This window comes from Lysobacter sp. (genome assembly GCA_013141175.1).
In the GTDB taxonomy this organism is placed as follows: domain Bacteria; phylum Pseudomonadota; class Gammaproteobacteria; order Xanthomonadales; family Xanthomonadaceae; genus Lysobacter_I.
In genome coordinates, this window is the sequence record JABFRN010000001.1 from 3,718,648 (window position 1) to 3,745,109 (window position 26,462).

Annotated in this window: 24 protein-coding genes; 16 read left to right on the plus strand and 8 right to left on the minus strand. The window is 64.7% G+C overall.

Going from position 1 to position 26,462, the window contains the following annotated elements; genetic code table 11:
• The first annotated feature begins 243 nt into the window (after positions 1-243).
• From HOP03_16390 to HOP03_16420, 7 genes are all read left to right on the plus strand, one after another.
• Positions 244-876 (plus strand): tetratricopeptide repeat protein, encoded by a 633-nt coding sequence (locus HOP03_16390; protein ID NOT89736.1) that lies wholly within the window; start codon positions 244-246, stop codon positions 874-876.
• Between the two features lie 61 nt (positions 877-937).
• Complete coding sequence (bamB, locus tag HOP03_16395; GenBank protein NOT89737.1) at positions 938-2,101, plus strand: outer membrane protein assembly factor BamB; 1,164 nt, start codon at positions 938-940, stop codon at positions 2,099-2,101.
• Positions 2,102-2,204: 103 nt separating this feature from the next.
• On the plus strand, positions 2,205-3,620 hold the full coding sequence (der, locus tag HOP03_16400) for a ribosome biogenesis GTPase Der (protein NOT89738.1): 1,416 nt from the start codon (positions 2,205-2,207) through the stop codon (positions 3,618-3,620).
• 61 nt (positions 3,621-3,681) lie between these two features.
• Positions 3,682-4,269, plus strand: a complete 588-nt coding sequence (locus HOP03_16405; GenBank protein NOT89739.1) for a molybdenum cofactor guanylyltransferase — start codon at positions 3,682-3,684, stop codon at positions 4,267-4,269.
• Complete coding sequence (locus tag HOP03_16410) at positions 4,266-5,489, plus strand: molybdopterin molybdotransferase MoeA (GenBank protein ID NOT89740.1); 1,224 nt, start codon at positions 4,266-4,268, stop codon at positions 5,487-5,489. Before HOP03_16405 ends, HOP03_16410 begins: the two co-directional genes overlap by 4 nt.
• 115 nt (positions 5,490-5,604) lie before the next feature.
• A complete protein-coding gene (gene moeB, locus HOP03_16415) occupies positions 5,605-6,753 on the plus strand; it encodes a molybdopterin-synthase adenylyltransferase MoeB (protein NOT89741.1) in 1,149 nt (382 codons plus the stop codon).
• Between the two features lie 58 nt (positions 6,754-6,811).
• Positions 6,812-7,735 carry a DUF2272 domain-containing protein gene (locus HOP03_16420; protein NOT89742.1) on the plus strand — a complete coding sequence of 308 codons (924 nt, stop codon included), beginning with the start codon at positions 6,812-6,814 and terminating at the stop codon, positions 7,733-7,735.
• Between the two features lie 22 nt (positions 7,736-7,757).
• Here the strand turns inward: HOP03_16420 and HOP03_16425 are convergent, their stop codons facing one another.
• The 3 genes from HOP03_16425 to HOP03_16435 form a co-directional block, all read right to left on the minus strand.
• A complete protein-coding gene (locus HOP03_16425; GenBank protein NOT89743.1) occupies positions 7,758-8,531 on the minus strand; it encodes an alpha/beta hydrolase in 774 nt (257 codons plus the stop codon).
• A gap of 40 nt (positions 8,532-8,571) precedes the next feature.
• Positions 8,572-9,210, minus strand: coding sequence for a CatB-related O-acetyltransferase (locus HOP03_16430; GenBank protein NOT89744.1), 639 nt, complete (start codon positions 9,208-9,210; stop codon positions 8,572-8,574).
• Between the two features lie 115 nt (positions 9,211-9,325).
• Entirely contained in the window at positions 9,326-9,631 is a 306-nt protein-coding gene (locus HOP03_16435; GenBank protein NOT89745.1) for a DUF1244 domain-containing protein, read from the minus strand.
• A gap of 62 nt (positions 9,632-9,693) precedes the next feature.
• On the opposite strand from HOP03_16435, the gene folD reads away from it, so the two are divergent.
• From folD to HOP03_16455, 4 genes are all read left to right on the plus strand, one after another.
• Positions 9,694-10,560 carry a bifunctional methylenetetrahydrofolate dehydrogenase/methenyltetrahydrofolate cyclohydrolase FolD gene (folD, locus tag HOP03_16440; GenBank protein NOT89746.1) on the plus strand — a complete coding sequence of 289 codons (867 nt, stop codon included), beginning with the start codon at positions 9,694-9,696 and terminating at the stop codon, positions 10,558-10,560.
• 136 nt (positions 10,561-10,696) lie between these two features.
• On the plus strand, positions 10,697-12,154 hold the full coding sequence (guaB, locus tag HOP03_16445; protein ID NOT89747.1) for an IMP dehydrogenase: 1,458 nt from the start codon (positions 10,697-10,699) through the stop codon (positions 12,152-12,154).
• A 134-nt stretch (positions 12,155-12,288) separates the two neighbouring features.
• Entirely contained in the window at positions 12,289-13,881 is a 1,593-nt protein-coding gene (guaA, locus tag HOP03_16450) for a glutamine-hydrolyzing GMP synthase (protein ID NOT89748.1), read from the plus strand.
• Positions 13,882-14,462: 581 nt separating this feature from the next.
• Positions 14,463-14,966, plus strand: coding sequence for a hypothetical protein (locus tag HOP03_16455; protein NOT89749.1), 504 nt, complete (start codon positions 14,463-14,465; stop codon positions 14,964-14,966).
• Positions 14,967-14,975: 9 nt separating this feature from the next.
• Here the strand turns inward: HOP03_16455 and HOP03_16460 are convergent, their stop codons facing one another.
• A complete protein-coding gene (locus tag HOP03_16460) occupies positions 14,976-16,874 on the minus strand; it encodes a sigma-54-dependent Fis family transcriptional regulator (GenBank protein NOT89750.1) in 1,899 nt (632 codons plus the stop codon).
• Positions 16,875-17,090: 216 nt separating this feature from the next.
• Between HOP03_16460 and HOP03_16465 the strand changes: the two genes are divergently transcribed.
• Both HOP03_16465 and HOP03_16470 read left to right on the plus strand, forming a co-directional pair.
• A complete protein-coding gene (locus tag HOP03_16465) occupies positions 17,091-18,614 on the plus strand; it encodes an aldehyde dehydrogenase family protein (protein ID NOT89751.1) in 1,524 nt (507 codons plus the stop codon).
• A 48-nt stretch (positions 18,615-18,662) separates the two neighbouring features.
• Positions 18,663-19,040 carry a DUF779 domain-containing protein gene (locus HOP03_16470; protein ID NOT89752.1) on the plus strand — a complete coding sequence of 126 codons (378 nt, stop codon included), beginning with the start codon at positions 18,663-18,665 and terminating at the stop codon, positions 19,038-19,040.
• An 18-nt stretch (positions 19,041-19,058) separates the two neighbouring features.
• On the opposite strand, the gene HOP03_16475 is transcribed toward HOP03_16470, so the two are convergent.
• On the minus strand, positions 19,059-20,231 hold the full coding sequence (locus HOP03_16475; GenBank protein ID NOT89753.1) for an oxidoreductase: 1,173 nt from the start codon (positions 20,229-20,231) through the stop codon (positions 19,059-19,061).
• A gap of 3 nt (positions 20,232-20,234) precedes the next feature.
• Positions 20,235-23,156 carry a catalase gene (locus HOP03_16480; protein NOT89754.1) on the minus strand — a complete coding sequence of 974 codons (2,922 nt, stop codon included), beginning with the start codon at positions 23,154-23,156 and terminating at the stop codon, positions 20,235-20,237.
• Between the two features lie 306 nt (positions 23,157-23,462).
• Between HOP03_16480 and tadA the strand changes: the two genes are divergently transcribed.
• Entirely contained in the window at positions 23,463-23,984 is a 522-nt protein-coding gene (tadA, locus tag HOP03_16485; GenBank protein ID NOT89755.1) for a tRNA adenosine(34) deaminase TadA, read from the plus strand.
• A 351-nt stretch (positions 23,985-24,335) separates the two neighbouring features.
• Here the strand turns inward: tadA and HOP03_16490 are convergent, their stop codons facing one another.
• Entirely contained in the window at positions 24,336-24,794 is a 459-nt protein-coding gene (locus HOP03_16490; protein NOT89756.1) for a DUF2721 domain-containing protein, read from the minus strand.
• A gap of 117 nt (positions 24,795-24,911) precedes the next feature.
• Here HOP03_16490 and orn point away from each other — a divergent pair, with 117 nt between their 5' ends.
• Together orn and HOP03_16500 are read left to right on the plus strand one after the other, a co-directional pair.
• Positions 24,912-25,460 carry an oligoribonuclease gene (orn, locus tag HOP03_16495; protein ID NOT89757.1) on the plus strand — a complete coding sequence of 183 codons (549 nt, stop codon included), beginning with the start codon at positions 24,912-24,914 and terminating at the stop codon, positions 25,458-25,460.
• A gap of 17 nt (positions 25,461-25,477) precedes the next feature.
• Positions 25,478-25,897, plus strand: coding sequence for a hypothetical protein (locus HOP03_16500; GenBank protein NOT89758.1), 420 nt, complete (start codon positions 25,478-25,480; stop codon positions 25,895-25,897).
• Between the two features lie 210 nt (positions 25,898-26,107).
• Here the strand turns inward: HOP03_16500 and HOP03_16505 are convergent, their stop codons facing one another.
• Positions 26,108-26,443, minus strand: coding sequence for a hypothetical protein (locus tag HOP03_16505; GenBank protein ID NOT89759.1), 336 nt, complete (start codon positions 26,441-26,443; stop codon positions 26,108-26,110).
• Positions 26,444-26,462 lie beyond the last annotated feature (19 nt).

Below are 26,462 nucleotides of genomic sequence, written 5' to 3' on the forward strand. Positions count from 1 at the left end.
CAGTCCGGGCTTCCCGCACCTGCCATCCGTGTCGGAGCGATCAGGAAACATCGCGTCACGCCACCAATCCCGTCGCAGTGCCGATGCTTCTCCATGCACGGCGGCCATTTCCGACGATGGCCGGTTCCGACGGCCGGGATTCAGGCGCCGCTTGCTACAACGTCGCGGCGATATCGCGGCGCGATGCGTTTCCGCCAAACCCTCCACAGACACCGCCGCACTCAACAGACACGATACCGACCCATGGCGATCGACGATCTCCTCGACGAACACGAACAAAGCGAACGCGTACGCACTTGGCTGCGCCAGAATGCCGCCGGCCTCATCGGTGGTGTTGCCCTTGGATTGGCCGCGATCTACGGCTGGTTCTGGTGGCAGGATCAGGTCAATGCCAAGCGCACGAAGGCCAGCAACGACTACCAGATCGTTGTCGAGCAGATCAGATCCGGCAATCTCAAGGAAGCCCAGGCCAAGGCCGGTGCCCTCAAGGAAACCCCGTTCGCCGCGCTTGCGGCGCTTGATCTGGCCAAGGCGCAGGTCGACGGCGGGCAGCGCGATGCCGCCATCGCCACGCTGCGATCGATCAAGATCGACGACACCGTGATCGCACCGGTGGTTTCGCAGCGTCTCGCCCGGCTGCTGATGGATGCCGGTAAGAACGAAGAAGCACTGAAATTGCTGACTGGCCTGGACGATGCCGTCGCCCAGGAAGTTCGCGGCGATGCGCTGTTCGCGCTCGGCCGCAAGGACCAGGCTCGCGATGCCTACACCAAGGCGCTGGCCTTGCTGGATGTCGCGGCGCCGCAGCGCCGACTCGTCGAACTGAAACTGACGCAGGCCGGCGGCACGCCGCCCAAACCCGAATCCGCCTCTTGAGCACGTCACATTGAGCAAGCCGAACACGATGAACCCCCATTCGATTTCGCGCGGACGCGTCATGTTCCGCGTCGCCTTCCTGACCGTCGTGGTCGCGCTGTCCGGTTGCAGTACCGTCAAGGGCTGGTTCGAGATCGGCGACAAATCCAAGAAAGCCGCCAGCAAGCCTGCCGAGCTGACCGAATTCACGCCGTCCACCACCGTCTCGCGCTTGTGGACGGCAAAGGCTGGCAGCGGCGAACCGCGCATCGGCGTTGTCCAGGCACCCACCGTCGCCGATGGTCGTGTCTACGCGGCAGCCATCGAGGGCGGTGTCCGCGCTTTCGACCTGCAGACCGGCGCCAGCGTATGGCAGTACAAGACCAAGTTGTCCGTCTCCGGCGGTCCCGGGGCAGGTGAAGGTCTGGTCGTGGTCGGTACGCTGGATGGCGATGTGATCGCGCTGGATGCCGCGACCGGCACCGAGAAATGGACCGCGAAGGTCAACAGCGAAATCATCGCCGCGCCGACCATCGGCCAGAGCACGGTGCTGGTGCGCTCGAACGATGGTCGCATCACCGCGTTCGACGCAGCCAACGGCCAGCGCCGCTGGTTCTGGAACCACGATCTCCCGTCGCTGACCGTCCGCGGCAATGACGCGCCCGTCCTCGGTCCGGGCTTCGTGTTCGTCGGCAACGATGACGGCACGCTGGCTGCACTGTCCATCGTCGATGGTCGTCCGCTGTGGGATCAGGCGATCGGTCTGCCCGACGGCCGCACCGAACTCGACCGCATGGCCGACGTCGACGGCTCGCCGGCGCTCGATGGCGCCACGCTCTTCGCCACCAGTTACAAGAAGCAGACGCTCGCGATCGATGCGCCCAGCGGCCGTCCGCTCTGGTCGCAGGATCACGGCGGCGCGGGTCGCGTCGGCGTCGCCAGCGATCGCGTGATCGTTGCCGATCCGGCGGGTGTGGTCTGGGCGCTCGACAAGAATGGCGGCTCGGCGATGTGGCAGCAGGCCGGTCTGGCCCGACGCATGCTGTCCGGCGCTGCGGTGCAGGGCGATTTCGCGGTTGTCGGCGATTACGACGGCTATCTGCACTGGCTGCGGCTGGACAACGGCGATTTCGGTGCCCGCGTCCGCGTCGGTCGCGACCCCGTGCGCGCTGCGCCGGTCGTGGTCGATGGCGTGCTGATCGTACAGACCGCATCCGGCGATCTCGGTGCCTATCGGCTGCAATAACCGGCCCGGATGACATTCTCCAGCGGCCCCGGGTAGTCTCACTGCCCGGGGCCGCCTGTTTCATGCTTCCCTATCCAAACCTCCTCGACTTCGATCCGATCCCATGCTGCCGCTGGTTGCCCTCGTAGGCCGTCCCAATGTCGGTAAATCGACGCTCTTCAACGCGTTGACCCGCACCCGCGACGCGCTCGTCCACGACGAGCCGGGCGTGACCCGTGACCGCAATTACGGCGTCTGCCGTCTCGTCGAAGACCGGCCGTTCGCGATCGTCGACACCGGCGGCATCGCCGGCGAAAGCACGCATCTGGAAAACGCCGGCCTGGCTGGTGCGACCGCGCGGCAATCGCGCGCCGCAGCAGAGGAAGCCGATCTCGTCTTGTTCATCGTCGATGGCCGCGAAGGCCCGTCGTCGCTGGACGACGAAATCCTGCGCTGGCTGCGCAAGACCGCACGCCCGGTGGTGCTGGTCGTCAACAAGACCGATGGCATCGACGCCCGCGCCGCGCTGGCCGAATTCTCGCGCTACGGCATCGCCGATGTGCTCGCGATCTCGTCCGCGCACCGGCACGGCATCGATCATCTGCTCGACGATGTGATGGCGCGTCTGCCCGCCGAGGGCGACTCCGCAATCCTGGACAACGATCCCGAGCGCGTGCGTATCGCCTTCGTCGGTCGCCCCAATGTCGGCAAGTCGACGCTGGTGAATCGCATGCTCGGCGAAGAGCGGATGATCGCGTCCGAAGTGCCGGGCACCACCCGTGACTCGATCGCCGTCGATCTGGAGCGCGATGGCCGCAAATACCGGCTCATCGACACCGCCGGGATCCGGCGCAAGGCGAGGGTGGAGGAAGCGGTCGAAAAATTCTCGATCGTGAAAACCCTGCAGGCCATCGAGCACTGCCAGGTCGCGGTGATCATGCTCGACGCCACCGAAGGCGTGACCGATCAGGACGCCAGCGTGCTCGGCGCGGTGCTCGATGCCGGTCGTGCGCTGGTCGTCGCGGTCAACAAGTGGGATGGCCTGAGCACCTACCAGCGCGAACAGACCGAAGGCCTGCTGTCGCGCAAGCTGTCGTTCGTGAACTGGGCCGAGGCGGTGCATATCAGCGCCAAGCACGGCTCCGGCCTGCGCGAACTGTTCGCGGCGATCCATCGCGCGCATCATTCGGCCACGCGCCAGTTCAGCACCTCGGAAGTCACGGTGGCGATGGAAGTCGCCTACGAAACCAATCCGCCGCCGACGGTTCGCGGCCACGTGTCGAAAATGCGTTTCGCGCATCCGGGCGGCGACATGCCGCCGACCTTCGTCGTCCACGGCTCGCGCTTGCGCAGTTTGCCGGAGAGCTATCGGCGCTATCTGGAAAACTTCTTCCGCAAACGTTTCAAACTGGTCGGTACCCCGGTGCGTTTCGTGTTCAAGGAAGGCGAGAATCCGTACAAGGACAAGAAGAACGTCCTGACCGAAGGCCAGCAAGCCAAACGTCGTCGCCTGATGCGGCATGTGAAGAAGAACAAATAGAGCGGACTGATCCTCCATCCGGCTGTCGAAAGCCAGCTCCCCGCGCGAAGTGAAAGCTCCCATCTCCCCCGGCGACATCACCCTCGGTCTGCTCGCAGGCGGCAAGGCCTCGCGTCTGGGCGGTATCGACAAGGCATGGCTCGAACGCGACGGCATGCCGCAGGTCCTGCGCTGGCAACGCCGGTTTTCCGGTGAGGCCGCCGCGTTGCTGGTATCGGCGAATCGCGATCTCGACCGCTACGCTGCGCATGGTCTGGCTGCGCTCCCCGACCGCACACCCGACGCAGGCCCGCTCGGTGCGCTCGACACGCTCGCGGCGGCCTGTACGACCCCTTGGTTGTTCACGCTGCCGGTGGACTTGATCGGGACCAACGATTGTCTCTTGCGCACGCTCGCGAGCCAGCGTGGCGAAGACGGCGCGTTCGCGGTCGACGACGATGGCGCGCAGCCGCTGGTGGCGCTGTGGCGTTGCGACGCACTGCTCGTCGCCTGCAAAGAAGCCCTCGTGGCCAACGATTGCGCCATCCATGCGCTGCAGTCGCGATTGAAGATGACCCGGGTGGTTTTCTCCGGCTTCCGATTCGGTAATCTCAACACCCCGGACGATCTCCACAACGCCGGCATCGCGACGGACATCCCATCGACATGAGCTTTCCCACCCGCATCGGTTTCGACGAGGCGCGTCGCATCATCGGCGAAGTCGCCGCACGCCGACGCATGCCCGCAGAGCGTGTCGCGCTTGCGAAGGCGCACGGGCGGGTGCTCGCGCAGCCGTTGACCGCGCGGTTGCCGCAACCGGGTTTCGACAATTCGGCGATGGATGGTTTCGCGCTGCGCCATGCCGATCTCGATGCGGAAGGCGAGTCGGCGCTGACGCTGGTCGGCGAGCAGTTCGCAGGCCGGGCGCAGGCGCTGACGGTCGGCGTCGGCGAATGCGTGCGTATCACGACCGGCGCGCCATTGCCCGTTGCTGCCGACACCGTCGTGATGAAAGAGAACACCCGGCTCGATGGCGACATCGTGCGCATGCTGCTGAACCCGCGACCGGGCCAGCATGTCCGCCGCGCAGGCGAGGATGTGCAGGTCGGGGATGCCTTGCTGGCTGCAGGACAGATGCTCACGCCGAGCCGGATCGCCTTGGCCGCAGGGCAGGGCATGGATCGCCTCGAAGTCGCGCGTCGGCCGACGGTCGCGGTGTTCACCACGGGCGATGAACTGGTCGAACCCGGATTGCCGCTGCGGCCGGGCGAGCTGTACAACAGCAATCGCGAACTGTTGATGGGCCTGCTGCGCGCCGACGGCTTCGAGCCCGTCGCGTGGCCGAATCTGATCGATGATCCCGCCGCGATCGATGCGGGTCTGCGCCATGCCGGGCATGCCTTCGATGTGGTGATCACCTGCGGCGGCGTGTCCGCAGGCGAGAAGGATCACCTCCCGGAATTGCTGCAGGCCGAAGGCATCGTGCATTTCTGGAAGGTGCGGATGAAACCCGGCATGCCGGTGCTGTTCGCCGATGGCGGCCGTCTCGGTGACGCGCAGTTCCTGTGCCTGCCGGGCAATCCCGTGTCGGTCCTGGCGACGTATCTCACCCTCGGCCGTGCGCTGCTCGATGGCCTGCAGGGGCGAGTCGAACCACGACCGCGCTTGCGCGCACGGCTCGACACGGCGTGGCGGAAGACGCACGATCGCCTCGAATTCCTCCGTGGCCGTCTGTCTTGCGACGATGAAGGCCGACTGCACGTACAGCCCAACCCCGCCGACGGCTCGCATCGCATGCGTGCCGCCGCCGACAGCGATGCGTTGATCGTGCTGGCTGAAGGCGAGCAGAGGCTGGAGGCGGGGAGTGCGGTGGATGTGCTGCCGTATTGAAAACCCTTCCTGTCATCCCGAGCGCAGCGAAGGACCTGCTTGATTGCGTCCGGCATCGAGAAAAAAGCGGGCATTTCTCTGCACTCGCGTCGACCGCATTACACTTCGCGAACCCATGACTATTTTTGATATCACCCCGTCGGAAGCCCTCGATCGCCAACGCCGCGGCGCTGTGCTGATCGACGTTCGCGAGTCGCACGAGCGCGCGCTGGGCATGGCCGATGGCGCGCACGGCATCGCGATGGGCGAACTGATCGCAGCCGCAGCGGAACATTTGCCGGAGAAGGCCGTCGAAGTGCTGCTGATCTGCCAGAGCGGGATACGCTCGCTGCGCACCGCCGAAGCGTTGGCCGCACAGGGCTACGCGAACGTCGCGTCGGTCGCTGGCGGTACGCAGCGCTGGATCGCGGAATCCTTGCCGATCGTGAAACCTGTCGGCGGCATCGATGCGGATGACGTCGATGCGGATTTCGCCGAGCGCTACTCGCGCCACCTGCGCCTGCCGCAGGTCGGACTGGAAGGACAGCGAAAACTCGAGGCGGCGCGCGTGCTGCTGGTCGGTGCCGGCGGGCTCGGTTCACCGGCCGCGTATTACCTCGCAGCTGCAGGCGTCGGCATGCTGCGCATCGCAGACGACGACGTGGTCGACCGCAGCAACCTGCAGCGGCAGATCCTGCATGCCGACGCGCGCATCGGCACCGCGAAGGTCGACTCCGCCGCGATCGCGCTGTCGGCGCTGAATCCGCGCACCCGCATCGAGACGATCGCCGAGCGCGTGAACAGCGCGAACGTCGAACGCCTGCTCGATGGCGTCGATATCGTGGTCGACGGTGCCGACAATTTTCCGGCACGCTATCTGCTCAACGATGCCTGCGTGAAACTCGGCAAGCCGCTGGTCTACGGTGCGGTGCATCGTTTCGAAGGCCAGGCCAGCGTGTTCGACGCCGGCCGCCGTCGAGGTACCGCACCGTGCTATCGCTGTCTGTTCCCCGAGCCGCCGCCACCGGAGGCCGCGCCGAACTGCGCCGAAGCCGGTGTGCTCGGCGTGCTGCCGGGCGTGATCGGCCTGATCCAGGCAACGGAAGCCATCAAGCTGATCCTGGACATCGGCGATCCGCTGATCGGGCGCTTGCTGCAATTCGATGCGCTGTCGATGCGCTTCCGCGAAACGCGTCTGCAGGCGGATCCGGGGTGTGCGATCTGCGCACCCGGGACGCCGTTCCCGGGTTATGTCGACTACGCTGCCTTCTGTGCCGGCGGATAGTCGTGCCGCAGCGTGCAGCAGCCGATATGCGCGGCGGAAAAAACGAGCGGAGCGAACGATGAGTCGACTTGCGATGTATCGGATCCTGGTGCTGGCGGCATCGGCGATGGCGTGTCACCGCGTCGAAGCGGCTAAAGTCTGCGAATTCCCCGCGCGCGAGATGGCGGCATCGGCATCTGCCGTGCGTATCGCGCAGATCGCATGCGATGAACACGCGCTCTGGCGCAGACCGTTCATCAATGCCCAGGGGCGCATCGTCAGGCTCGCGGCCATGGAAGGCGAGAAGGAAACGCTCGGCGACGGACAGACGCCGGCGTGGCGTCGGGTCGCGCACTACTGGAAGGCGTCGGGTCTGCTCGACAACAACGTTCGCTGGGAGAAGACCCAGATCGAACAGGGCGGGCAAGCGAGAAGAAATGGTGCATCCGATTGCGTCGGCGACGCGCAGGACTGGGCCGCAAAAGCCGCCTGTCGCGCCTTCCTGATCGATGTGCCATGGTCGGCGGTGTTCGTCTCGCATGTCATGAAGAGCGCAGAAATATCGGATTTCCTCGTTTCTTCGTCGCATTACTATTACATCCGGGACGCCGCGCGACGCCCGCTCGAAGGACCGTATCGGCTGGTCGATCCCGCCACCGAAAAGCCGTCAGTGGGCGATCTGGTCTGTTACCTGCGCGAAAAGAACCGGGTCTACGGCTACCGGGGATTGCTCGCATATCTCGGCGGCTCGGCCAAGCCGCTCGATTCGCATTGCGACATCGTGGTCGGCGTGGATATCGACGGCGACAGCAAGCTCTATGCGATCGGCGGCAATGTCATTCATGGCGTGACGATGCGGAAACTGAATCTCAACGCGCGGGGGCTGCTGTCTTTGCCGATGGAAAAGGAGGGTGACGATGCGCGGGTGTTCGAGATCGGGGACGAAAAGGATCACAACTTCAATCGTCAGGACTGGGCGGCTCTGCTGAAATTGAACAGATAGAATCCGTTCGCTTTTCGGACGCTCATCGCGACATGAATGCCGACAGGGCTTCGCCGAATGCCGCGTGGAGCGAAATATCGTTGTGATCGGCGGTATCGATGCGCACGACCTCCGGCGATATCGCCAGCGCGGCGATCAAGCGTTTCGTGCAGATCTCGGGGACGATATCGTCGCGTCCGCCATGCACGATCAGCACCGGCCGATTGAACGTGCGCAGCGCTTTCGCCGATTCGTAGCGTTCGTCCAGCAGCCAGCCCACCGGGAAAATCGGATAGTGCGCCTTTGCGGCGCCGATCATGCTGTCGAACGGCGTGATCAGCGCCAGCCGCTCCACCGGCCGCTGACCAGCGACCTGACTGGCGATGCCGCTGCCGAGACTGCGGCCGATCACCGCGATCCTCTGGCCGGGATGCCGCCGCCGCACTTCATCGAAGACGGCGAGCGCATCGGGCACCAGCGCGGCTTCGCTGGGTTCGCCGGTGCTGGCGCCGTAGCCGCGATATGCGACCAGATAGACGCTGCGGCCGGGAAACATGCGCACGAAATCTTCGCGGTTCGCTTCGATACGTTCGGTATTGCCGCCGAAGTAGAGGATCGGATCGGCCTGGTCGCGGTTCAACACCCAGCCCCGTAGCGTCGCGTCGGGACGTTTCAGTTCGAAATCGGTGCCGGCCGCATCGATGGTCGTGGTCCAACCGTAATAGATCATCTGCCGCTGCCTGGCGTGCAGGAACCAGCATGCGCCAGCATATGCAAGCGTGGTCGATGCGACGAATATCCACAGGAACAAACGCAATCCGCTTCTCCTAGATGCCCGCGAAACGCGTGCGTGCTGTTCAGTCTATCGCCAGGCCTGCGTAGCGTGCGAGCGCCATCAGGTCTTTGCCCTGGATCAGCGGCATGGCATCGTTGAGGCGGTCCTCGTCCCAATGCCACCATGCGATGCGTTCCATCAGATCGCGGCCGGTTTCGTCGAAACGATATCCGGCGACCTGGTTCGCGCCGACGACGATGGCATACGGTGGGACGTCCTTGGTCACGGTTGCACGCGCGCCGATGATGGCGCCGTTGCCGATACGGGCGCCGGACATGATCATCGATTCATAGCCCACCCAGACGTCATGGCCGATGACGATGTCGCCTGTCGGTGCCCACAGGAATTCGGGGCTGGGCAGGAAGTTGAAGGAGTGCGGCGTCAATGCTTCCATGCTGTGGCCATGGTTGCCGCCCAGCATGAACGTCGTGCCGGATGCGAACTGGCAGAAATTGCCGATGTGCAGCCGGTCGACCGGAAGATCGTTCACCGTGTCGAGTTCGGGGAACGAATACCTGACCCGCTTCTGGAACGGTTCCTTGTGGTAGTAACCGTTGTACCAACTATGTCGCCCTTCCGCCAAGACGATGCCTTTGTGCTCGCGGATGTCCGGATCGGTATCCAGACGCTGGCATTCCGTGAAATGCGAAAAGTAAGACATACGCGCGTCCTTTGCGGGTAGGGCTGTACCAATGTGTGGTGTTGGAGCTCACTGGATTATGACTGCATCGCATCGTGATTTCGATACGCGACGGGGCAATGCGCCGACCTGCGCATCAACGTGCCTGCGCTTTCTGTGCGGACTCGAAAGCGGCCAGTTGTCCAGGCGTCGCGTCCTTCTGGTATTTCGCCTTCCATTCGCCGAAGGGCATGCCGTAGACCGCTTCGCGGGCGGCGTCCTTGTCCAGTTCGATGCCGCGCTCGTTCGCAGCCTCGCGATACCAGTCCGCGAGGCAGTTGCGGCAGAAGCCGGCGAGGATCATCAGGTCGATGTTCTGCACATCGCGGCGTGCGTTCATCAAGTGGTCGCGCAGACGGCGGAAGGCGGCGGCTTCGAGTTCGGTGACGGTCTGCGGGTCCATGGCGGGCTTATCGGTGGGGACATCGGAGATAATAGGATGTCCTGTCATCCTGATCGAACTTCATGACCGCAAAGATCCTCGACGGCAAACGTATCGCCGATCGGCTGCTCGACGACCTCAAAGCGCTGGTCGATGTGCGGGTTGCGGCCGGCAATCTGCGCCCCGGGCTGGCGGTGGTGCTGGTCGGCGGCGACCCCGCGTCGCAGTCCTACGTGCGCAACAAGCGCCGCGCGGCGCAGAAGGTCGGTATCCGCGCCTTCGATTACGACCTGCCTGCCGGGACGTCCGAGGCCGACCTGCTGGCATTGATCGACCGTCTCAACGCCGATCCGGCGGTGCACGGCATCCTGGTGCAGCTGCCGCTGCCGGGCATTCCCGACGCGACCCGGCTGATCCACCGCATCGACCCGCGCAAGGACGTGGACGGTTTCCATCCCGAGAACGTCGGCCATCTGGCCCTGCGCCAGTTCGGCCTGCGGCCATGCACCCCGCGCGGCATCACCACGCTGCTGGCCTACACCGACCGAGCGGTGCGCGGGCAGAGCGCCACCATCGTCGGCGTGAGCAACCATGTCGGCCGGCCGATGGCGCTGGAATTGCTGATCGCCGGCTGCACCGTGACCAGCTGCCACAAGTTCACCCCGGCGGATGTGCTGCGCAGGCACGTGGGCGAGGCCGACATCCTCGTGGTCGCGGTCGGCCGTCCGGGCCTGATCCCCGGCAACTGGGTGAAGCCCGGCGCGGTGGTGATCGACGTCGGCATCAACCGCCTCGAAGACGGCCGCCTGGTCGGCGACGTGCAGTTCGATGCAGCCGCTGCCCACGCCAGTTGGATCACCCCGGTCCCCGGTGGCGTGGGGCCGATGACCGTGGCCACGCTGATGCAGAACACGCTCGAAGCCGCCGAGGCGGCCGAAATCGCCCCATAGGGTGCGCCTTGCGCACCGGTTTTTTTCAGCGCCCGCAGCGTGGTGCGCCAAGGCGCACCCTATTTGCGGTGTCCGGGGCGCCAAGGCGCACCCCATACGAAGTACAATGACGCGCTTCATTCCCACCGGACCGGCCATGCTCCGCATCCAGGCTGAAGCGCTCACCTACGACGACGTTTCGCTCGTCCCCGCGCACTCGACCGTCCTGCCCAAGGACGTTTCCCTCGCCACGCGGCTCACCCGCAATCTGCACCTGAACCTGCCGATCGTTTCGGCGGCGATGGATACCGTGACCGAAGCGCGTCTGGCGGTGGCGATGGCGCAGCTCGGCGGCATCGGTATCGTCCACAAGAACCTGAGCCTGGAACAGCAGGCCGCGCAGGTCGCCAAGGTCAAGAAATTCGAGGCCGGGGTCATCAAGGAACCGTTCACGGTCAGCCCCGACACCACCATCGGCGAAGTGCTGAAGCTGACGTGGGCGCGGAATATTTCCGGCGTGCCGGTGGTCGACGGCGGCCGGCTGGTCGGCATCGTCACCGGGCGCGACATGCGCTTCGAGACCAAGCTCGACGATCCGGTCCACCACATCATGACCAAGAAGGATCGCCTGATCACCGTGCGCGAAGGCGCCAGCGACGAGGAAGTGCTGTCCCTGCTGCACAAGCACCGGATCGAGAAGGTCCTGGTGGTCAACGACGCATTCGAGCTGCGCGGCCTGATCACGGTGAAGGACATCCAGAAGAAGCGCGACAACCCGAACGCGGCCTACGACGGCAGCGAGCGCCTGCTGGTCGGTGCGGCGGTTGGCGTCGGCGGCGATACCGAAGCGCGCATCGAAGCGCTGGCCGCAGCCGGCGTGGACGTGATCATCGTCGACACCGCGCACGGTCATTCGCAGGGCGTGATCGACCGCGTGAACTGGGCGAAGAAGGCTTATCCGCAGCTGCAGGTGATCGGCGGCAACATCGTCACCGGCGATGCGGCGCGCGCTTTGGAGGATGCCGGTGCGGATGCGGTGAAGGTCGGCGTCGGCCCGGGTTCGATCTGCACCACGCGGATCGTTGCGGGCGTGGGCGTGCCGCAGATCACCGCCGTGTCGATGGTCGCCGAAGCATTGCAGGATCGCATCCCGCTGATCGCCGACGGCGGCATCCGCTATTCGGGCGATATCGGCAAGGCGATCGTCGCCGGCGCATCCACGGTGATGATCGGCGGCCTGTTCGCCGGCACCGAGGAAGCGCCGGGCGAAACCGAACTGTTCCAGGGCCGCAGCTACAAGAGCTATCGCGGCATGGGCTCGCTGGGTGCGATGGAAAAGGGCTCGAAAGACCGCTATTTCCAGGACGCCAGCGACGCAGACAAACTCGTGCCCGAAGGCATCGAAGGCCGCGTGCCGTATCGCGGCCCGCTCGCGAACGTGGTGCATCAGCTCGCTGGCGGTCTGCGCGCGACGATGGGCTATGTCGGCAGCGCGACCATCGAAGAGATGCGCAAGAAGCCGGTGTTCGTGAAGGTGACCGGGGCAGGGCAGCGCGAAAGCCATGTGCACGATGTACAGATCACGAAAGAGCCGCCGAATTACCGGATGGGGTGAGGCAGGTCGCTTGCGCGGCACTGCCGCGCGGCCTGCCGAACGCGCGGCCATGGATGGCCGGGCTGGACTCTCCGAATGCCGATGATGTGCCGCCATGGACGGCATCGCCGCTCCCCATTCCGACTGCCGAAGACATGACCAGCACTCACGCCGACATCCACAGCGACGACATCCACGCTCACCGCATCCTGATCCTCGATTTCGGCGCGCAATACACGCAGCTGATCGCGCGGCGCATCCGCGAAATCGGCGTCTACTGCGAAATCTGGGCGTGGGACCACGATCCGGCCGACATCGCCAAATTCGCGCCGAAGGGCATCATCCTGTCGGGCGGGCCGGAATCGACGACCGAGGCAGGCTCGCCGCGCGCGCCGCAGCAGGTGTTCGACAGCGGCCTGCCGATCCTCGGGATCTGCTACGGCATGCAGACGATGGCGATGCAGCTCGGCGGTCACGTCGAGGGCGGGCATCACCGCGAATTCGGCTATGCCGAAGTCGAAGTGCTGGGCGACGACAGGCTGCTGGGGGCGCTGACCGATCACCTCGGCCGCGCAGGGCTCGACGTGTGGATGAGTCACGGTGATCGGGTGACGAAAATTCCCGATGGTTTCAGCGTCACCGGCCGCACCGACAGCGTGCCGATCATCGCGATGGCCGACGAAGCGCGGCGCTGGTACGGCGTGCAGTTCCATCCCGAAGTCACCCACACCAAGCAGGGCGAGACGCTGCTGCGTCGTTTCGTGCTGGACATCTGCGGCTGTCAGGCGCTATGGACGGCGGCGAACATCATCGACGACCAGATCGCGCGCGTGCGCGCGCAGGTCGGCAGCGACGAAGTGATCCTCGGCCTGTCCGGCGGCGTCGATTCCTCAGTGGTCGCGGCGCTGCTACATCGCGCGATCGGCGAACAGCTGACCTGCGTCTTCGTCGATACCGGCCTGCTGCGCTGGAAGGAAGGCGACCAGGTGATGGCGATGTTCGCAGAGCACATGGGTGTGAAGGTCGTGCGCGTGAATGCCGCCGACCGTTATTTCAATGCGCTGGTTGGCGTGGCCGACCCGGAAGCCAAGCGCAAGATCATCGGCGGTCTGTTCATCGAGATCTTCGACGAGGAATCGAACCGACTGGCCAATGCGAAGTGGCTGGCGCAGGGCACGATCTATCCCGACGTGATCGAGTCCGCCGGCAGCAGGACCGGCAAGGCGCATGTGATCAAGAGCCATCACAATGTCGGCGGCCTGCCCGAGCACATGAAGCTCGGCCTGGTCGAACCGCTGCGTGAACTGTTCAAGGACGAAGTGCGCCGCCTCGGCGTCGAACTCGGCCTGCCGCGCGAGATGGTCTATCGCCATCCGTTCCCGGGCCCGGGTCTGGGCGTGCGCATCCTCGGCGAAGTGAAGCGCGAATACGCCGAACTGCTGGCGCAGGCCGACGCGATTTTCATCGAGGAACTGCGCAAGGCCGACTGGTACGACAGGACCTCGCAGGCGTTCGCGGTGTTCCTGCCGGTGAAGTCGGTGGGCGTGGTCGGCGATGCCCGTGCCTACGAATGGGTGATCGCGCTGCGCGCGGTCGAAACCATCGATTTCATGACCGCGCACTGGGCGCATCTGCCCTACGATTTTCTCGACACCGTCTCGCGCCGGATCGTCAACGAGCTGAAGGGCATCTCGCGGGTGGTCTACGATATTTCCGGGAAGCCGCCAGCGACGATCGAGTGGGAGTGATCGGGTGCGCATCCGGGTTCGATATCAAAGCATCGCTTCGGCAGTATTCCCTTTGTTGACGGCTGCGCGTTTCGACTGGATTTCCTTGAATTCCGTTCGAAAATGACAACGCGAGCATTCCATGAAAAAGATCATCCATGGCCTTCTACATGTCGCAGGATTGAACCGTATCCCGGTCCGGACACCGTCCCGCGCCGGATCGTCAACGAGCTGAATGTCGGGAAGCGAGTCAACAACACCCCGGGCGCAGGCGCTTCCGCCCGAATGTCGCAAGCCTCGCCTCGCCATCCGGCGGGGCGAGGCTTGCCGACAGATGGAATACACAATGATCTTCCCGATACCGGGTTTCGTTTACGCAATCTCCGGGGCCCGGCGCGCGATGCAACCGTCGATCGGCGTCAGGCGGGAGTCGAGTGAAGATGGGGAAACTCCAGCATGCGCTGACTCGCCGCAAGAACCCCTGTCGCAGCAGCTACTTGGGCGGCTCGGCAACCATCGCGTGGGCGTGATGGGCTTCCAGTCGAGCGTTCGTCCGGTTAGGATCGACGCAACGGCGAACGGGGTGGTGGAAGGATTTCGTCATGAAGAAGATGGTCGTGATCGCGTTCGTATTCCTGGGAATGATCCTGGGTCTACAGATGCTGCGGTCGAAAATGTCGAAAATCGACGAAGCTCTCGTCTACGAGTATTACCAGGACAACATCAATGCCACGCGGCGTTTCGATGCCAGGAAACTGTGCGCGATGTACGACCTGAAGTATCGTATGGTCGATGTCAGTCGTGGGCCACGCGGCGAGGAACGGATCGAGATGGGACGGCAGGAAGCCTGCAAAGCCGTCGACGAGTCGATGACGATGATGAAGAAGCTCGTGGAAAAAACCCGGGTGGAGCCGGAATTCAAGTACACGATCGAATCGGTTTCGATTTCCCCCGATCGCAGGCAGGCGACTGTCAAGCTGCGCGCCTCCATGCGGATCGGCAAAAAACTGTCGATCACCTCGAGCGGAACAGAGACGCTGGTGAGACGTTTGGGCGATATGCGCAGTCTCACCAGTGAAACCAGAAGCAAGGTTTCCATGCGCTGAAGCATGCGTTCAGCGCGTGCGTTCCGGCTTGCCGAGCCGCCGGTACAGCGTGCTGCGGTTGACGCCAAGCAATCGTGCTGCACGGGCGACGTTGCCGTCGCAGGCGGCGAGCGTTCCGCGCATCGCGGTTTCTTCCAGGGCATCGAGTTGCGCGAAGCCTCCGGCGGGTGGCGATGATGCCATCGCCTCGGATCTTGGCGTCTGCAAATAGCCGGGCAGGGCATCGATACCGATTTTCGCGCCATCGTCGTGCAGCGCAACGAGCGTGCGCAGGCACGCGACGAGCTGGCGCCAGTTGCCGGGCCAGGCGTACGCGGCAAGAGCGCGCTGAGCTTCGCTGGTCAACGAGCGGTGCTGCGCGATCCCGGACCACAGCGCATCGACGATCATCGCGCGATCCGCGGCATTGCGTAGAGGCGCAAGCCGTTCGATGTGGTGCGCGACGCGATAGTAGAGATCGGCGCGGAAGCGACGTTCGGCGATGGCGGTTTCAAGATCGCAGTGGGTCGCGCAGATCAGGGCGAAATCGAGTTTCACCGGTTTTCCGCCGCCCAGCGGCGACAGTTCGCGTTCCTGCAGCACACGCAGCAGGCGGGGTTGCAGCGCGAGCGGCATATCGCCGATTTCGTCGAGGAACAGCACGCCGCCATTGGCCTGGCGCAGCAGTCCCGGATTCCCCTGGCGGCGCGCGCCGGTGAAGGCGCCTTCCTCGTAACCGAAGAGTTCGGCTTCGATCAGGCCTTCCGGAAGCGCGGCGCAGTTCACCGCAACGAACGGCTGCCCGTGCCGCGCGCAGCGGCGGTGCAGTTCGCGGGCGAAGACCTCCTTGCCGGTGCCGGTTTCGCCAACGACCAGTACCGGCAATTCGGCATCGAGTACGCGGCAGGCGCGATCCAGCGCTGCGGTGATGGTGGCATCGAAGAGCGGTGCATCGATGGTGCGCATCGACGGCCGGGCAGTGCCGTGGGCATGAGCGCTGCGTGCCGGTGCGGGGGGTATGCCGATGCGTCGCGCCGTGTCGCTTGCGTCGATACGCCCGAACAGCGCACGCCCGAAGCGATCGCGCAGCACCCCATCGCGACGCAGCAGCGAAAGCGCATCGTCGAACAATCCGTCGTAGGTGGCATGGCCGAGATCGTCGCGCTGCAGGTCGAGCAGCGCCAGGCCGGCCTGATTCGCGGCGACGAGTTTGCCCGCGCGGAAGGCGAGCAGGCCTTCGCGCGCAGAGCCGAGCAGGGTGGGATCGCGATGCAGGCGGAGCAGTTCGCAGTCGTCGATGCCGTCGTCGAAATAGCGGTGCTCGATATTCGCGACCGCCATCCGTACCAGTCCCAGCGCGTGCAGATGCTGGGCGCGGGAGTCGCCGGTGATGTCGAGCACGCCGACGAGCTGGCCGTACGGGTCGTGGATGGGTGTCGCGTTGCAGGTGAGGATGCCGTGGGTGGCGCGGTAGTGCTCGCTGCCGCGCACTTCCACTGCGCGGCGTTCGACGATCGCGGTGCCGATGGCGTTGGTGCCGACCTGCGCCTCGTTCCAGCAGGTGCCCGGCATCAGTGCGACGCGTCCTGCCTTGTCGAGGAACTGCGGATGCCCGGCGGCGTCGAGCACCCATCCCGTGTCGTCGGTCAGCACCACGATGCTGCGGCTGGCATCGGCGTCGCTGGACAGGCTGTCGAGTTCCGCGCGGGCGAGTCGCCACAGCCGCTCGTTGCGTTCGCGCATCTCGCGCAGGCGCGCGTCGGGAATCGGTTCGATCGATGGCGAACCTTCGGCGGGCAAGCCCAAGCGACGGCAGCGCTGCCACGACTGCAGGATGGTCTTAGGCACTTCCGATGGCGCGACATTGCCGCGCTCGAAGAACGCGCGCCGCGCTTGCGAGAAATCCGTGCTGCTTTGAATCCGGGACATCGTGCCTCCATGTCGCAAAATGCGACAGCCGTTGCGACGGCCGTAGCAATAAACACCACAAACCGCGACGCGGCGCAATCGGGGAATGTTGTGCATTGCAACATCGATTGTCGCAAGTGCTCGTCAATGCTGGAATCCGTCCATGCTGCAATGCGTCAACCGTGAATTGGCACCGGACTTGCAGTTGGTAAGGACACAGTCCACACGGAGTCCGCCATGAACGCTCTCGCAAAACCGAACAGTCACGACCACACCGCGATCTTCAAACCGCAGTACGACAACTACATCGGCGGCAAGTGGGTGGCGCCGCACAGCGGCGAATACTTCGACAACATCACCCCGATCACCGGCAAGGTCTTCACCCGCATCGCACGCTCGAACAAGGACGACATCGAAGCCGCGCTCGACGCCGCGCACGCCGCCAAGGACGCCTGGGGCAAGACCACCACCACCGAACGCGCGAACATCCTCAACCGGATCGCAGACCGCATCGAACAGAATCTCGACGTGCTGGCCCACGCCGAAACCTGGGACAACGGCAAGCCGATCCGCGAGACGATGAATGCCGACGTGCCGCTGATGGCCGATCACTTCCGCTATTTCGCCGGCGCGGTCCGCGCGCAGGAAGGCAGCCTCAGCGAGATCGATCACGACACCATCGCCTATCACTTCCACGAACCGCTGGGCGTGGTCGGCCAGATCATCCCGTGGAACTTCCCGATGCTGATGGCGGCGTGGAAGCTCGCGCCGGCATTGGCTGCGGGCAACTGCGTGGTGCTCAAGCCGGCCGAACAGACGCCGGCCAGCATTCTGGTGCTGATGGAAATCATCGGCGACCTGCTGCCGCCGGGCGTGCTCAACGTCGTCAACGGTTTCGGTCTGGAAGCCGGCAAGCCGCTGGCATCGAGCCCGCGCATCGCCAAGATCGCGTTCACCGGCGAAACCACCACCGGCCGCCTGATCATGCAGTACGCCAGCCAGAACCTGATTCCGGTGACGCTGGAACTCGGCGGCAAGTCGCCGAACATCTTCTTCGCCGATGTGATGGCCGAAGACGACGATTTCCTCGACAAGGCGGTGGAAGGCTTCGTGCTGTTCGCGTTCAACCAGGGCGAAGTCTGCACCTGTCCGTCGCGCGCGCTGATCCACGAATCGATCTACGAAAAGTTCATGGAGCGGGTGATCGTGCGGATTGCCGCGATCAAGCAGGGCGATCCGCTCGACCCGAGCACCATGGTCGGCGCGCAGGCATCCAGCGAACAGTTGGAGAAGATCCTCAGCTATATCGATATCGGCAGGCAGGAAGGCGCCGAAGTGCTGATCGGCGGCGAGCGCAACGTGCTCGGCGGCGACCTTGCCGGCGGCTATTACGTGAAGCCGACGGTGTTCAAGGGCCACAACAGGATGCGCGTCTTCCAGGAGGAAATCTTCGGGCCGGTGGTGTCGGTCACCACGTTCAAGACCGAAGAGGAAGCGCTGCAGATCGCCAACGACACGCTGTACGGCCTGGGTGCGGGCATCTGGAGCCGCGATGCCAGCCGCCTGTATCGCGTCGGCCGCGCCATCCAGGCCGGCCGCGTTTGGACGAACTGCTATCACGCGTATCCGGCGCACGCCGCGTTCGGCGGATACAAGCAATCCGGTATCGGCCGCGAGAACCACAAGATGATGCTGGACCACTATCAGCAGACCAAGAACCTGCTGGTGAGCTATTCGCCGAAGGCGCTGGGCTTCTTCTGATCCGATGTCGCCGCCGGGCCTCGTGCCCGGCGGCGTTGGAGACACGACATGCCCGATCCGCCGCTGCAGGTGATGGCGACGTTGAGTGCGCTGCAATTGATCGACAAGCTGCGCGCGCGCCACGGCGCGCTGATGTTCCACCAGTCCGGGGGCTGCTGCGACGGTTCGTCGCCGATGTGCTTCCCGGAGGGCGAATTCATCGTCGGCGACAACGATGTCTGCCTGGGCGAAATCGGCGGTGCGTCGTTCTACATCAGCCGGCCGCAGTTCGAGTATTGGAAACACACGCAGCTGATCATCGATGTCGTCGAAGGGCGCGGCGGCATGTTTTCCCTGGAAAACGGCGAGGGTGTGCGCTTCCTGGTGCGCTCGAGGCTGTTCGCGGACGACGAATTCGCGGCGTTGGAGGCGGCAGGTCGGGTCTGACGGTTTTTCAACGGCCTGTCAGGCCTCCACGGTAGCGATGAGGTCCAGATCCGCTGGATCGGCGGCGCGCTGCGCCCAGAAGCCCGATTCCGGCCACCGCTGTTCCATGCGGTAGAACGCGACCAGCCGTTCGCGATAGACGCGATGGATATCGAGGAGATGATCCGCGTAGCGCGAAAGCGCATCCGCATCGCCTTTCCCGCATTCGATGATCGCCTGCGCGGCACGCAGACCGGTGTACAGCGCGTTGGAGATGCCTTTCGATGACAACGGGTCGAAGGCGAGCGCGGCATCGCCCACGGCGAGCCAGCGTTGCCCGTCTTCAGGCACGCCTACGGGCCGATCGAGATGATGGCTCGACGCGTCCGCGCCTTGCGGGGGCGACGACGGTCTGTAGCCATGCTCTTCGCACAGCGCGCGCATGCGCGGAGCGGCCTGCAGCACGCTCCACAACCCTTCGCGCGTGAGCACGGTGCGGCGGTCGGCGAGATCCGTATTGCAGAGGAAAGAAACCAGGCGCTCGCGCGAGGGCAACAGCACGCTGTACCACCAGCCGTGCTCGACGGCTTCGATCCAGGTACGGCCATCCCGATCGGTATCCATGTCGCTGCGCAGGCGCATGTGGAAGGCGAGCAGCCGGTCGTATTCGATCCGTTCGGCGCCGAGCTGGCGCGCAAGCGTGGCCGGTCGCCCGGTGGCGTCGATCAGCCATCGGCATTCGATGGCGTCCTCCGTACCCCGCGTGCGCAGCTGAAGGTGGTAGCGCCCCTCGTTCGAAGCCGATGCGATCAGCGACAGTTTCGCATCGCGCACGATCTCCGCGCCCGATGCGCGTGCGTGGTCGAGCAGTGCCGCGTCGAAGCGCAAGCGGTCCAGCTGCAGGCCATGACCGTGCAGTTGGAACATGAAGTCGTTGGCGCGCGGTGCGTCGTCGCCCCAGAACGCGAGCGTGCCATGGCTGGCGCGGTGGCCGTCGGCGAGCACGCGTTCGAGCGCGCCGAGATCGCGCAACAGATGGCGTGCCGATGGCGGCAGACCTTCGCCGACCTTGTACTTGCCGTTCTGCAGCCCCCGCGCACTGCCGGCATCGGCCAGCAGTACGCGAAGTCCGGCGCGTGCGAGCACGGTCGCTGCGGCGGCCCCGGCCGGGCCGCCGCCTGCGATCGCGACATCGTAGACACTTGCGCCCACGTGTCAGTCGTCGCGTCTGTGGTGATGACGGACCGGCAACGGTGCCTGCTGCGCATCCTCCCGACTCTCGAAGTTGGCCGCCTGCGGCAGCGGTCGCGACTTGGGATGCGCCTTGAGATTCGCTTCGCCAGTCAACGCGGCTTTCAGCATCGGCTTGGCCTGCGCGGCTGCGCTCATGCTTGATGCATCCGCCGGATCCACATCGGGGCCGTACGACGCCGCCATCATCGTTTCGGGAAAAGCGGCATCGCCTTCCACGCCCGGACGCACTTCGACCAGGCCCATCGAGCCGTAGATCCGCACCATCTGTTCCATCTGCCCGGCGGTCGTGCCGTGCAGCGGCTTGTTCCAACTGGTGCGGTTGGCGAACGCTTCGAGGCGTCGTGCCATCGGCTGCGTGGGATCGATGACGATCGCGTAATCGTCGGCGGTCAGCACATGGTTCGGCACGCGTGCCGGCCAGAACGTCGGTGCGAACGGATCGTAGGCGGTGTCGTAACCGGCACGGCAGAACGCGGTATCGGCCTGCCATGGCAGGCCCATCCAACGGTTGATATCGCCCGGGGATTGGGCATGCAATGGGCCTTTCGACGAAAGCACCGTCGCCTGGTCCAGGGTTTTGCCGTACTTCGGCGCTTTCACGCCCTCCGGCCGCACGCGAATGCGGAACGGCTTGTGGTACAGCGTCAGATGCCGCATCGGCCAGGTCATTTCGCAGCCGGGATGGAAGGCATCGGCGAGGCAGAATTCCAGTGCGGCGCGATCGAGCATCGCCGGCTGCTGCGCCAGCGGCACTTTGTCGATGCTGGCCGGCGGTGCTTTGGCCGGATCCCAATCCGACTGGAAGTCGCCGCTCATCCAGCGCTGCAGGATGTCGTACTGGGTCTGGCTGACGCTCGCGTTCTGGCGCGGGCTGTCGCCGGCCGGCACTTCCATGGCATCGCCGTAGACCCATGGCCAGGGCAGTTGATTGCCGTCGGGCGGATTCGGCGGACGGAAACTGTTGAAGACCTGACGCCGCAGCTCGGCGTTGGGATCGTATTGTCCGGTGGGCACATGCGCCGACAACTGCGCGATGAACGCCGCGTTCTCGAAATCGTAGCGGCCGTTGTGGCCGAACAGTGTGGCGAAGCCCTGATTGACCCACTGCAGCCCCGAGAGTCGCTGCAGGATCGGATAGACATCGTCGGCGAACGAGATCTCCGCAGGCGCCTGCATCCAGCCGGCCTGCACGTACAGGTCGTAGAGCAGGTCGTACATGGTCCGCTCGGATTTCACCTGCGGCGCGTAGTTCGGCGGTGCGGTGACCACCCACGCCGATTCCACCGGAATGACGCGGCCTTCGATGTTCACCGTGGCCGAGACCGGCCCGTCGCAGGTGTCGTCGTACCAGTCGTCGGCATTGATGAAACCGTTGGGATCCTTGTCGTTGAAGATCGTCGCACCCGATGGCGAAGCGGAGACGCCGTGGCCACCGAGGAACAGCAGTCGCCCGCTGGCATCGGTCTGCAGTTCGCCGATCTTCACCGGCACACCGGTGAACGCGCCCGTGCACATCACCGGCGCGGTGTTCTTGCCGGCGATGGTGCGGGGGCCGGAATCGATCACCAGGGTGTCGCGCGCAGCGACTTTCGCGTTGCGCAAGGGCACGACGGCCGCAGCGGCTTCCGAGATATCCATCGCGATCTGCCACTGGTACCAGGCGGCCTTGCGATTGGCGACGTGGACCGACCAGAGGATGTCGGCCGAATCGGCGGTGAGCTCGCGGACGATCTCGCCGCCTGCGTTGTAGCCGTAGATGCGGAACTGCGCGGCTTCGCGTTTGAGCGCGCCGCTGGCGTCGCGATAGAAACCGACCGGCTGCGGCGCGGGATCGGCGACCTGCGGGCCGACGTAGTACGCGTCGACGCTGTTGCCGACCCGCGCGATGCCGATCGCCGGATGGATCGCGGCGCGGACGATGCGGGTGTCCTTCGCGCCCGGATAATCCACGCCGGGCGCGTATTGCGACGGGCGCGGCACGACCGGTTCCGCCTGCGGCACGCCGTTGACGTTGCGGCGGTTCGCCGCGGAGGCGCGATACACGACCTTGCGTGCGTCGGCGATGCTGCCCGCAGGCTTGTGGGCGGGCAGGGCGTGCCACGGGTTGTAGGCGAGATTCTCGCCGTAGGTGGACTGGCCGCGCGTGCCGGCGTCCTGCTGCGGCAGGATCAGCGTCGCGACATGGATCGGCGGGCTGTCCGTTTCGCTCCAGCGCACGGTGGCGGCATCGAGCGGCATGTCCTCATCGTTGGTCTGGAACTGGACCAGGAATCGGAACCGCGCTTCGCCGCGCTGGATGCGCGCATGCAGATCGGCGCGCAGGTAGAACGGATCGCTGTAATCGGGCCCGCCATCCGCAGGCGGCACCGGATCGACCGGTTCGAGCTTGTATTTGACATGGCGGCCTTCGCCGAAGTGCGATGGCAGGACGCTCCAGTAATCGCTGACCAGCACCGACGGCACCTGCTTGGCCATGTCGTCGAGGATCTGCTGGGTCTTGGGGTGCTGACGCAGATAGTCGTCGCCCTTGCCGTGCAGCGACTGGCAGGTGAACTCGCACATGTCCCTGGCGGTATCGACAAAGAACACGTCGTGGTTCTGCAGGATGAAATCGTGGGTCGTGGCGTCCTGGTCAGGCTCGAGCAGTTTTTCGCCATCGACGCCGAACAGCTTGATGCCGATCCCCATCGTGCCCTTGATGTCGGGCCGGCCCGGCTGCACGTCGCTGGAGAAACGTACCCACATCGGATACTCCGGCGCCTGCGCGAACACGCCGACGCGCAGCGCTTCTGGCAGATCCGGCTCGATCACGAAACGTCCGTGCGCCACGCCGTGCAGGCGCAGGAACACCGGCCGTGTTGCGGGGTCGCGGCCCGCAGCCATGCCCACGCCCTGGAAATAATCGACGAACAGTTGTTTCAGGCCGGCGATCGGATCGCTGTCGCAGCAGCACGGGCTGGGCGGCAGGGTCGGCGGTAGTGTGATCGGTGTCGCCTTGCAATCGCTTGCAGCGTTGGACGCGGATGGATCTGTGGTGTTCGACATGGTTTAACTTCCCCTGTTGGACGCTCGTGGAGCGTGAATCCTTCGATGGATCGTGATCGGCTGCCAGCTGGCAGATGACACAGGTCAGCACAGCGATCATCATTGGCTTGTCATTACGCAGAATGCGGCGAATCCCGGCCGGGCATGTCATCGATCGACGAAAATACAGTACAGACCGAGACGCCGATCGCATGGCGCGACAGCGATACCGCGTGGATGCGGCATGCGCTCGCGCTCGCGGCGCGCGCGGAGTTCGAGGACGACGAGATCCCGGTCGGTGCAGTGCTGGTCGATGCCGATGGTCATGTCCTCGGCGAAGGCTGGAACCGCAACATCGGCGACCACGACCCGACCGCGCACGCCGAAATCGTGGCAATGCGGGCCGCAGGCCAGGCAGTGGGCAACCACCGGCTGATCGGCTGCACGCTCTACGTCACGCTGGAGCCCTGCGCGATGTGCGCGATGGCGATGATCCACGCCCGCGTCGCGCGGGTGGTCTATGCGGCGAGCGATCCGAAGACCGGCGCCGCTGGCAGCGTGTTCGACCTGTTGGGCGACCCGCGACACAATCATCGCGTCGAAATGCAGGGTGGCTTGCTCGCCGCAGACGCCAGCGCGATGCTCACCAATTACTTCCGCCGCAAACGCGGCAAGCCGCTCTTGTAGGGTGCGCCCCGGCCTGAGGTATCCCCACTTTTTTCCCAAGAAAATCAAACGGATCGATTGATCGGCAGTGACCGTTCTTTTACCCGTCGTCTCTTCTACCCGTCGTTCCCGCGAATGCGGGAACCCGGTGTCTTTGCGCTGCGCAGAAGCTTGAAAGTCACTGGATCCCCGCGTTCGCGGGGATGGCGACGCTTTTTTTGAAACCCTCGATAATAGTGGGGTTACCTCAGGCTTTTGACGTGCTGTTTTCCATCAGCGATGGCGGCATGCGCGCCCCTGCATCAGGTGCGCCAAGGCGGCACGCGGTGCAAAGCGCCTGCTGCGCTGGGCATACAGGATGAAACATGCCGATCAGGTGCGTTTCCGGGCAAGCTCCTGATCCAGCTCCTCGTCGAAGCTCTTCACCGACAGGCTCACTTCGCGCCCCATCGCCAGGCTGGCCACCAGCAGGCAGAGCATGCCGATCACCGCCAGCACCGTGGGCACCGCGCCAAGCCTGAAGCCCAGCAGGGCGTCGGCCGCCAATCCCAGACTGGTGCCGACAAAGCATCCCAGCGCGGCGTAGAGCATCCAGCAGGCGCGCAGCACCAATGCGGCACGGGCGCGATGCCGCGCGATCTGCGTATCGCGTTCGCTTCGATCGGGCGCATCCTGTTCCCAGGCCACGATCAGGCTGCGCAGACGGTCGACGACACGCGCCAACCGCGCATTCGCCGACACCAGCAGCGAACCGGTGGCGGCCATCAACAGGGCCGGCGCCAGCATTGCGCCGAGTATCGCGTGGTGATCGAGGACGGGCGTAAGCGCCATGCGCATGGGCCAACAGGGAAGGCTGCGATATCATGCGGGTTCCCGATGTGCGATGCGAGCGATATGGCTTCCAACCCGATGATCGATGCCGACGACCAGTTCCGCAGGATCGAAGCCATGCGCTTCGATGGCCGCCTGATCTGGATCGATCTCGAAATGACCGGGCTCGACACCGACCACGATTCGGTGATCGAGATCGCCACCATCGTCACCGACGCCAATCTCAACGTGTTGGCCGAAGGCCCGCAGTTCGCGATCACCCACGATCTGGCCACGCTGGAGGCCATGGACGACTGGAACCGCAACCAGCATCGCCGGTCCGGGCTCTGGCAGCGGGTGCTGGAGCAGGGCGTGACCATGCGCGAGGCGGAACTGCAGACGATCCGCTTCCTGCAGGACTGGATCGGGCCGAAATCGTCGCCGATGTGCGGCAACTCGATCTGCCAGGACCGCCGCTTCCTGCATCGCTGCATGCCCGAGCTGGAACGCTACTTCCACTACCGCAACCTCGACGTCAGCACCTTGAAGGAGCTCGCCAAGCGCTGGGCGCCGCAGGTCATGGCGGGTATCCACAAGGAATCCGCGCACACCGCGCTCAGCGATGTGCGCGATTCGATCACCGAACTGCGCTATTACCGCACGCGGTTCGGAGAATTCACGGGTTGAACCACGAGGAGACGAGGATGAAAGCGATCACGGCCACCCTGCTGCTGTCGGTGTCTTTCGTCGTCTGTGCCGCGCAGCCCGAACCCGCCACCGCGCCGAAAGTTGCGGAAACCGCCGCGCCCGCGCTGCCGCCGGGCATGAAGCAGTACTGGTTCGTGATGCTGAAGAAAGGCGCGAAGCGCGATCACCCAGCGGAAGAAGCCCGGGCCCTGCAGGCCGGGCACATGGCGAACATCCAGACCTACGCCGACAAAGGCCTGCTGCAGATCGCCGGCCCTTTCATGGATGACGGCGACTGGCGCGGCATCTTCATTCTCGACGTGCCGGATCGCACGGGTGCCGAAGCCATGTGCAACGACGATCCGGCGGTGAAAGCAGGGCGGCTCGTGTGCGAAATCCATCCCTGGTTGTCACAGAAGGGCGCGGCGCTCAAGTAGGGTGGGCCCTGGCCCACCGATGCGAACTTTCCGGCCAGGAATGCAATGATCGGCATGCTGCCTCGATCGTTGTTCGAGGCATACGATACATCGCAATGGTGGGCCAGGGCCCACACTACGTCGCTGTCCGATCATGGACGCAATGATCGGCATGTTGCTTCGATCGCTTTTCGAGACATGTCACGCATTGTGATGGCGGGCCAGCCGCCCCTATGACTCCGATGATGGCGCACCTTCGGCAATAGCCACTTCGCGCATGGTGCTCAGCCATCGCTGCGAAGTTTCGCAAAGTGGAAATGCTTCGATCTGGTCGAGGAAAACCAGCGCATGTTTCCATGTGATGGCGAACTCTCTTCCGCACAGACGATCAAGAACGGTCGGCGCGAGATAACCGCATTCCTCCGGAAGGCCAGTAGCATGTGATGTCAAGTCGATCGGAAAGAAGAGCCAATATTCGCAGCCGTCTGCTCCACGGAAATCGGCGGCCAGCGAGCCGCCATCCCGGATCATTTCGACACTCAAGACATGCGAGATGGCGGGGATCATCCGCGCTTCCGCCAAGAAG

What these genes read in the sequence shown, in the direction of transcription:
- HOP03_16390 (NOT89736.1), top strand. Translation starts at nt 244, where the DNA reads ATGGCGATCGACGATCTCCTCGACGAACACGAACAAAGCGAACGCGTA.
- guaA (NOT89748.1), top strand. Translation starts at nt 12,289, where the DNA reads ATGACCAGCACTCACGCCGACATCCACAGCGACGACATCCACGCTCAC.
- moeB (NOT89741.1), top strand. Translation starts at nt 5,605, where the DNA reads ATGACTATTTTTGATATCACCCCGTCGGAAGCCCTCGATCGCCAACGC.
- HOP03_16465 (NOT89751.1), top strand. Translation starts at nt 17,091, where the DNA reads ATGAACGCTCTCGCAAAACCGAACAGTCACGACCACACCGCGATCTTC.
- HOP03_16455 (NOT89749.1), top strand. Translation starts at nt 14,463, where the DNA reads ATGAAGAAGATGGTCGTGATCGCGTTCGTATTCCTGGGAATGATCCTG.
- folD (NOT89746.1), top strand. Translation starts at nt 9,694, where the DNA reads ATGACCGCAAAGATCCTCGACGGCAAACGTATCGCCGATCGGCTGCTC.
- HOP03_16420 (NOT89742.1), top strand. Translation starts at nt 6,812, where the DNA reads ATGAGTCGACTTGCGATGTATCGGATCCTGGTGCTGGCGGCATCGGCG.
- HOP03_16430 (NOT89744.1), bottom strand. Translation starts at nt 9,210, where the DNA reads ATGTCTTACTTTTCGCATTTCACGGAATGCCAGCGTCTGGATACCGAT.
- orn (NOT89757.1), top strand. Translation starts at nt 24,912, where the DNA reads ATGCGCTTCGATGGCCGCCTGATCTGGATCGATCTCGAAATGACCGGG.
- HOP03_16470 (NOT89752.1), top strand. Translation starts at nt 18,663, where the DNA reads ATGCCCGATCCGCCGCTGCAGGTGATGGCGACGTTGAGTGCGCTGCAA.
- bamB (NOT89737.1), top strand. Translation starts at nt 938, where the DNA reads ATGTTCCGCGTCGCCTTCCTGACCGTCGTGGTCGCGCTGTCCGGTTGC.
- guaB (NOT89747.1), top strand. Translation starts at nt 10,697, where the DNA reads ATGCTCCGCATCCAGGCTGAAGCGCTCACCTACGACGACGTTTCGCTC.
- HOP03_16480 (NOT89754.1), bottom strand. Translation starts at nt 23,156, where the DNA reads ATGGCTGCGGGCCGCGACCCCGCAACACGGCCGGTGTTCCTGCGCCTG.
- HOP03_16490 (NOT89756.1), bottom strand. Translation starts at nt 24,794, where the DNA reads ATGGCGCTTACGCCCGTCCTCGATCACCACGCGATACTCGGCGCAATG.
- HOP03_16505 (NOT89759.1), bottom strand. Translation starts at nt 26,443, where the DNA reads ATGATCCCCGCCATCTCGCATGTCTTGAGTGTCGAAATGATCCGGGAT.
- tadA (NOT89755.1), top strand. Translation starts at nt 23,463, where the DNA reads ATGTCATCGATCGACGAAAATACAGTACAGACCGAGACGCCGATCGCA.
- HOP03_16435 (NOT89745.1), bottom strand. Translation starts at nt 9,631, where the DNA reads ATGGACCCGCAGACCGTCACCGAACTCGAAGCCGCCGCCTTCCGCCGT.
- HOP03_16410 (NOT89740.1), top strand. Translation starts at nt 4,266, where the DNA reads ATGAGCTTTCCCACCCGCATCGGTTTCGACGAGGCGCGTCGCATCATC.
- HOP03_16500 (NOT89758.1), top strand. Translation starts at nt 25,478, where the DNA reads ATGAAAGCGATCACGGCCACCCTGCTGCTGTCGGTGTCTTTCGTCGTC.
- HOP03_16460 (NOT89750.1), bottom strand. Translation starts at nt 16,874, where the DNA reads ATGTCCCGGATTCAAAGCAGCACGGATTTCTCGCAAGCGCGGCGCGCG.
- der (NOT89738.1), top strand. Translation starts at nt 2,205, where the DNA reads ATGCTGCCGCTGGTTGCCCTCGTAGGCCGTCCCAATGTCGGTAAATCG.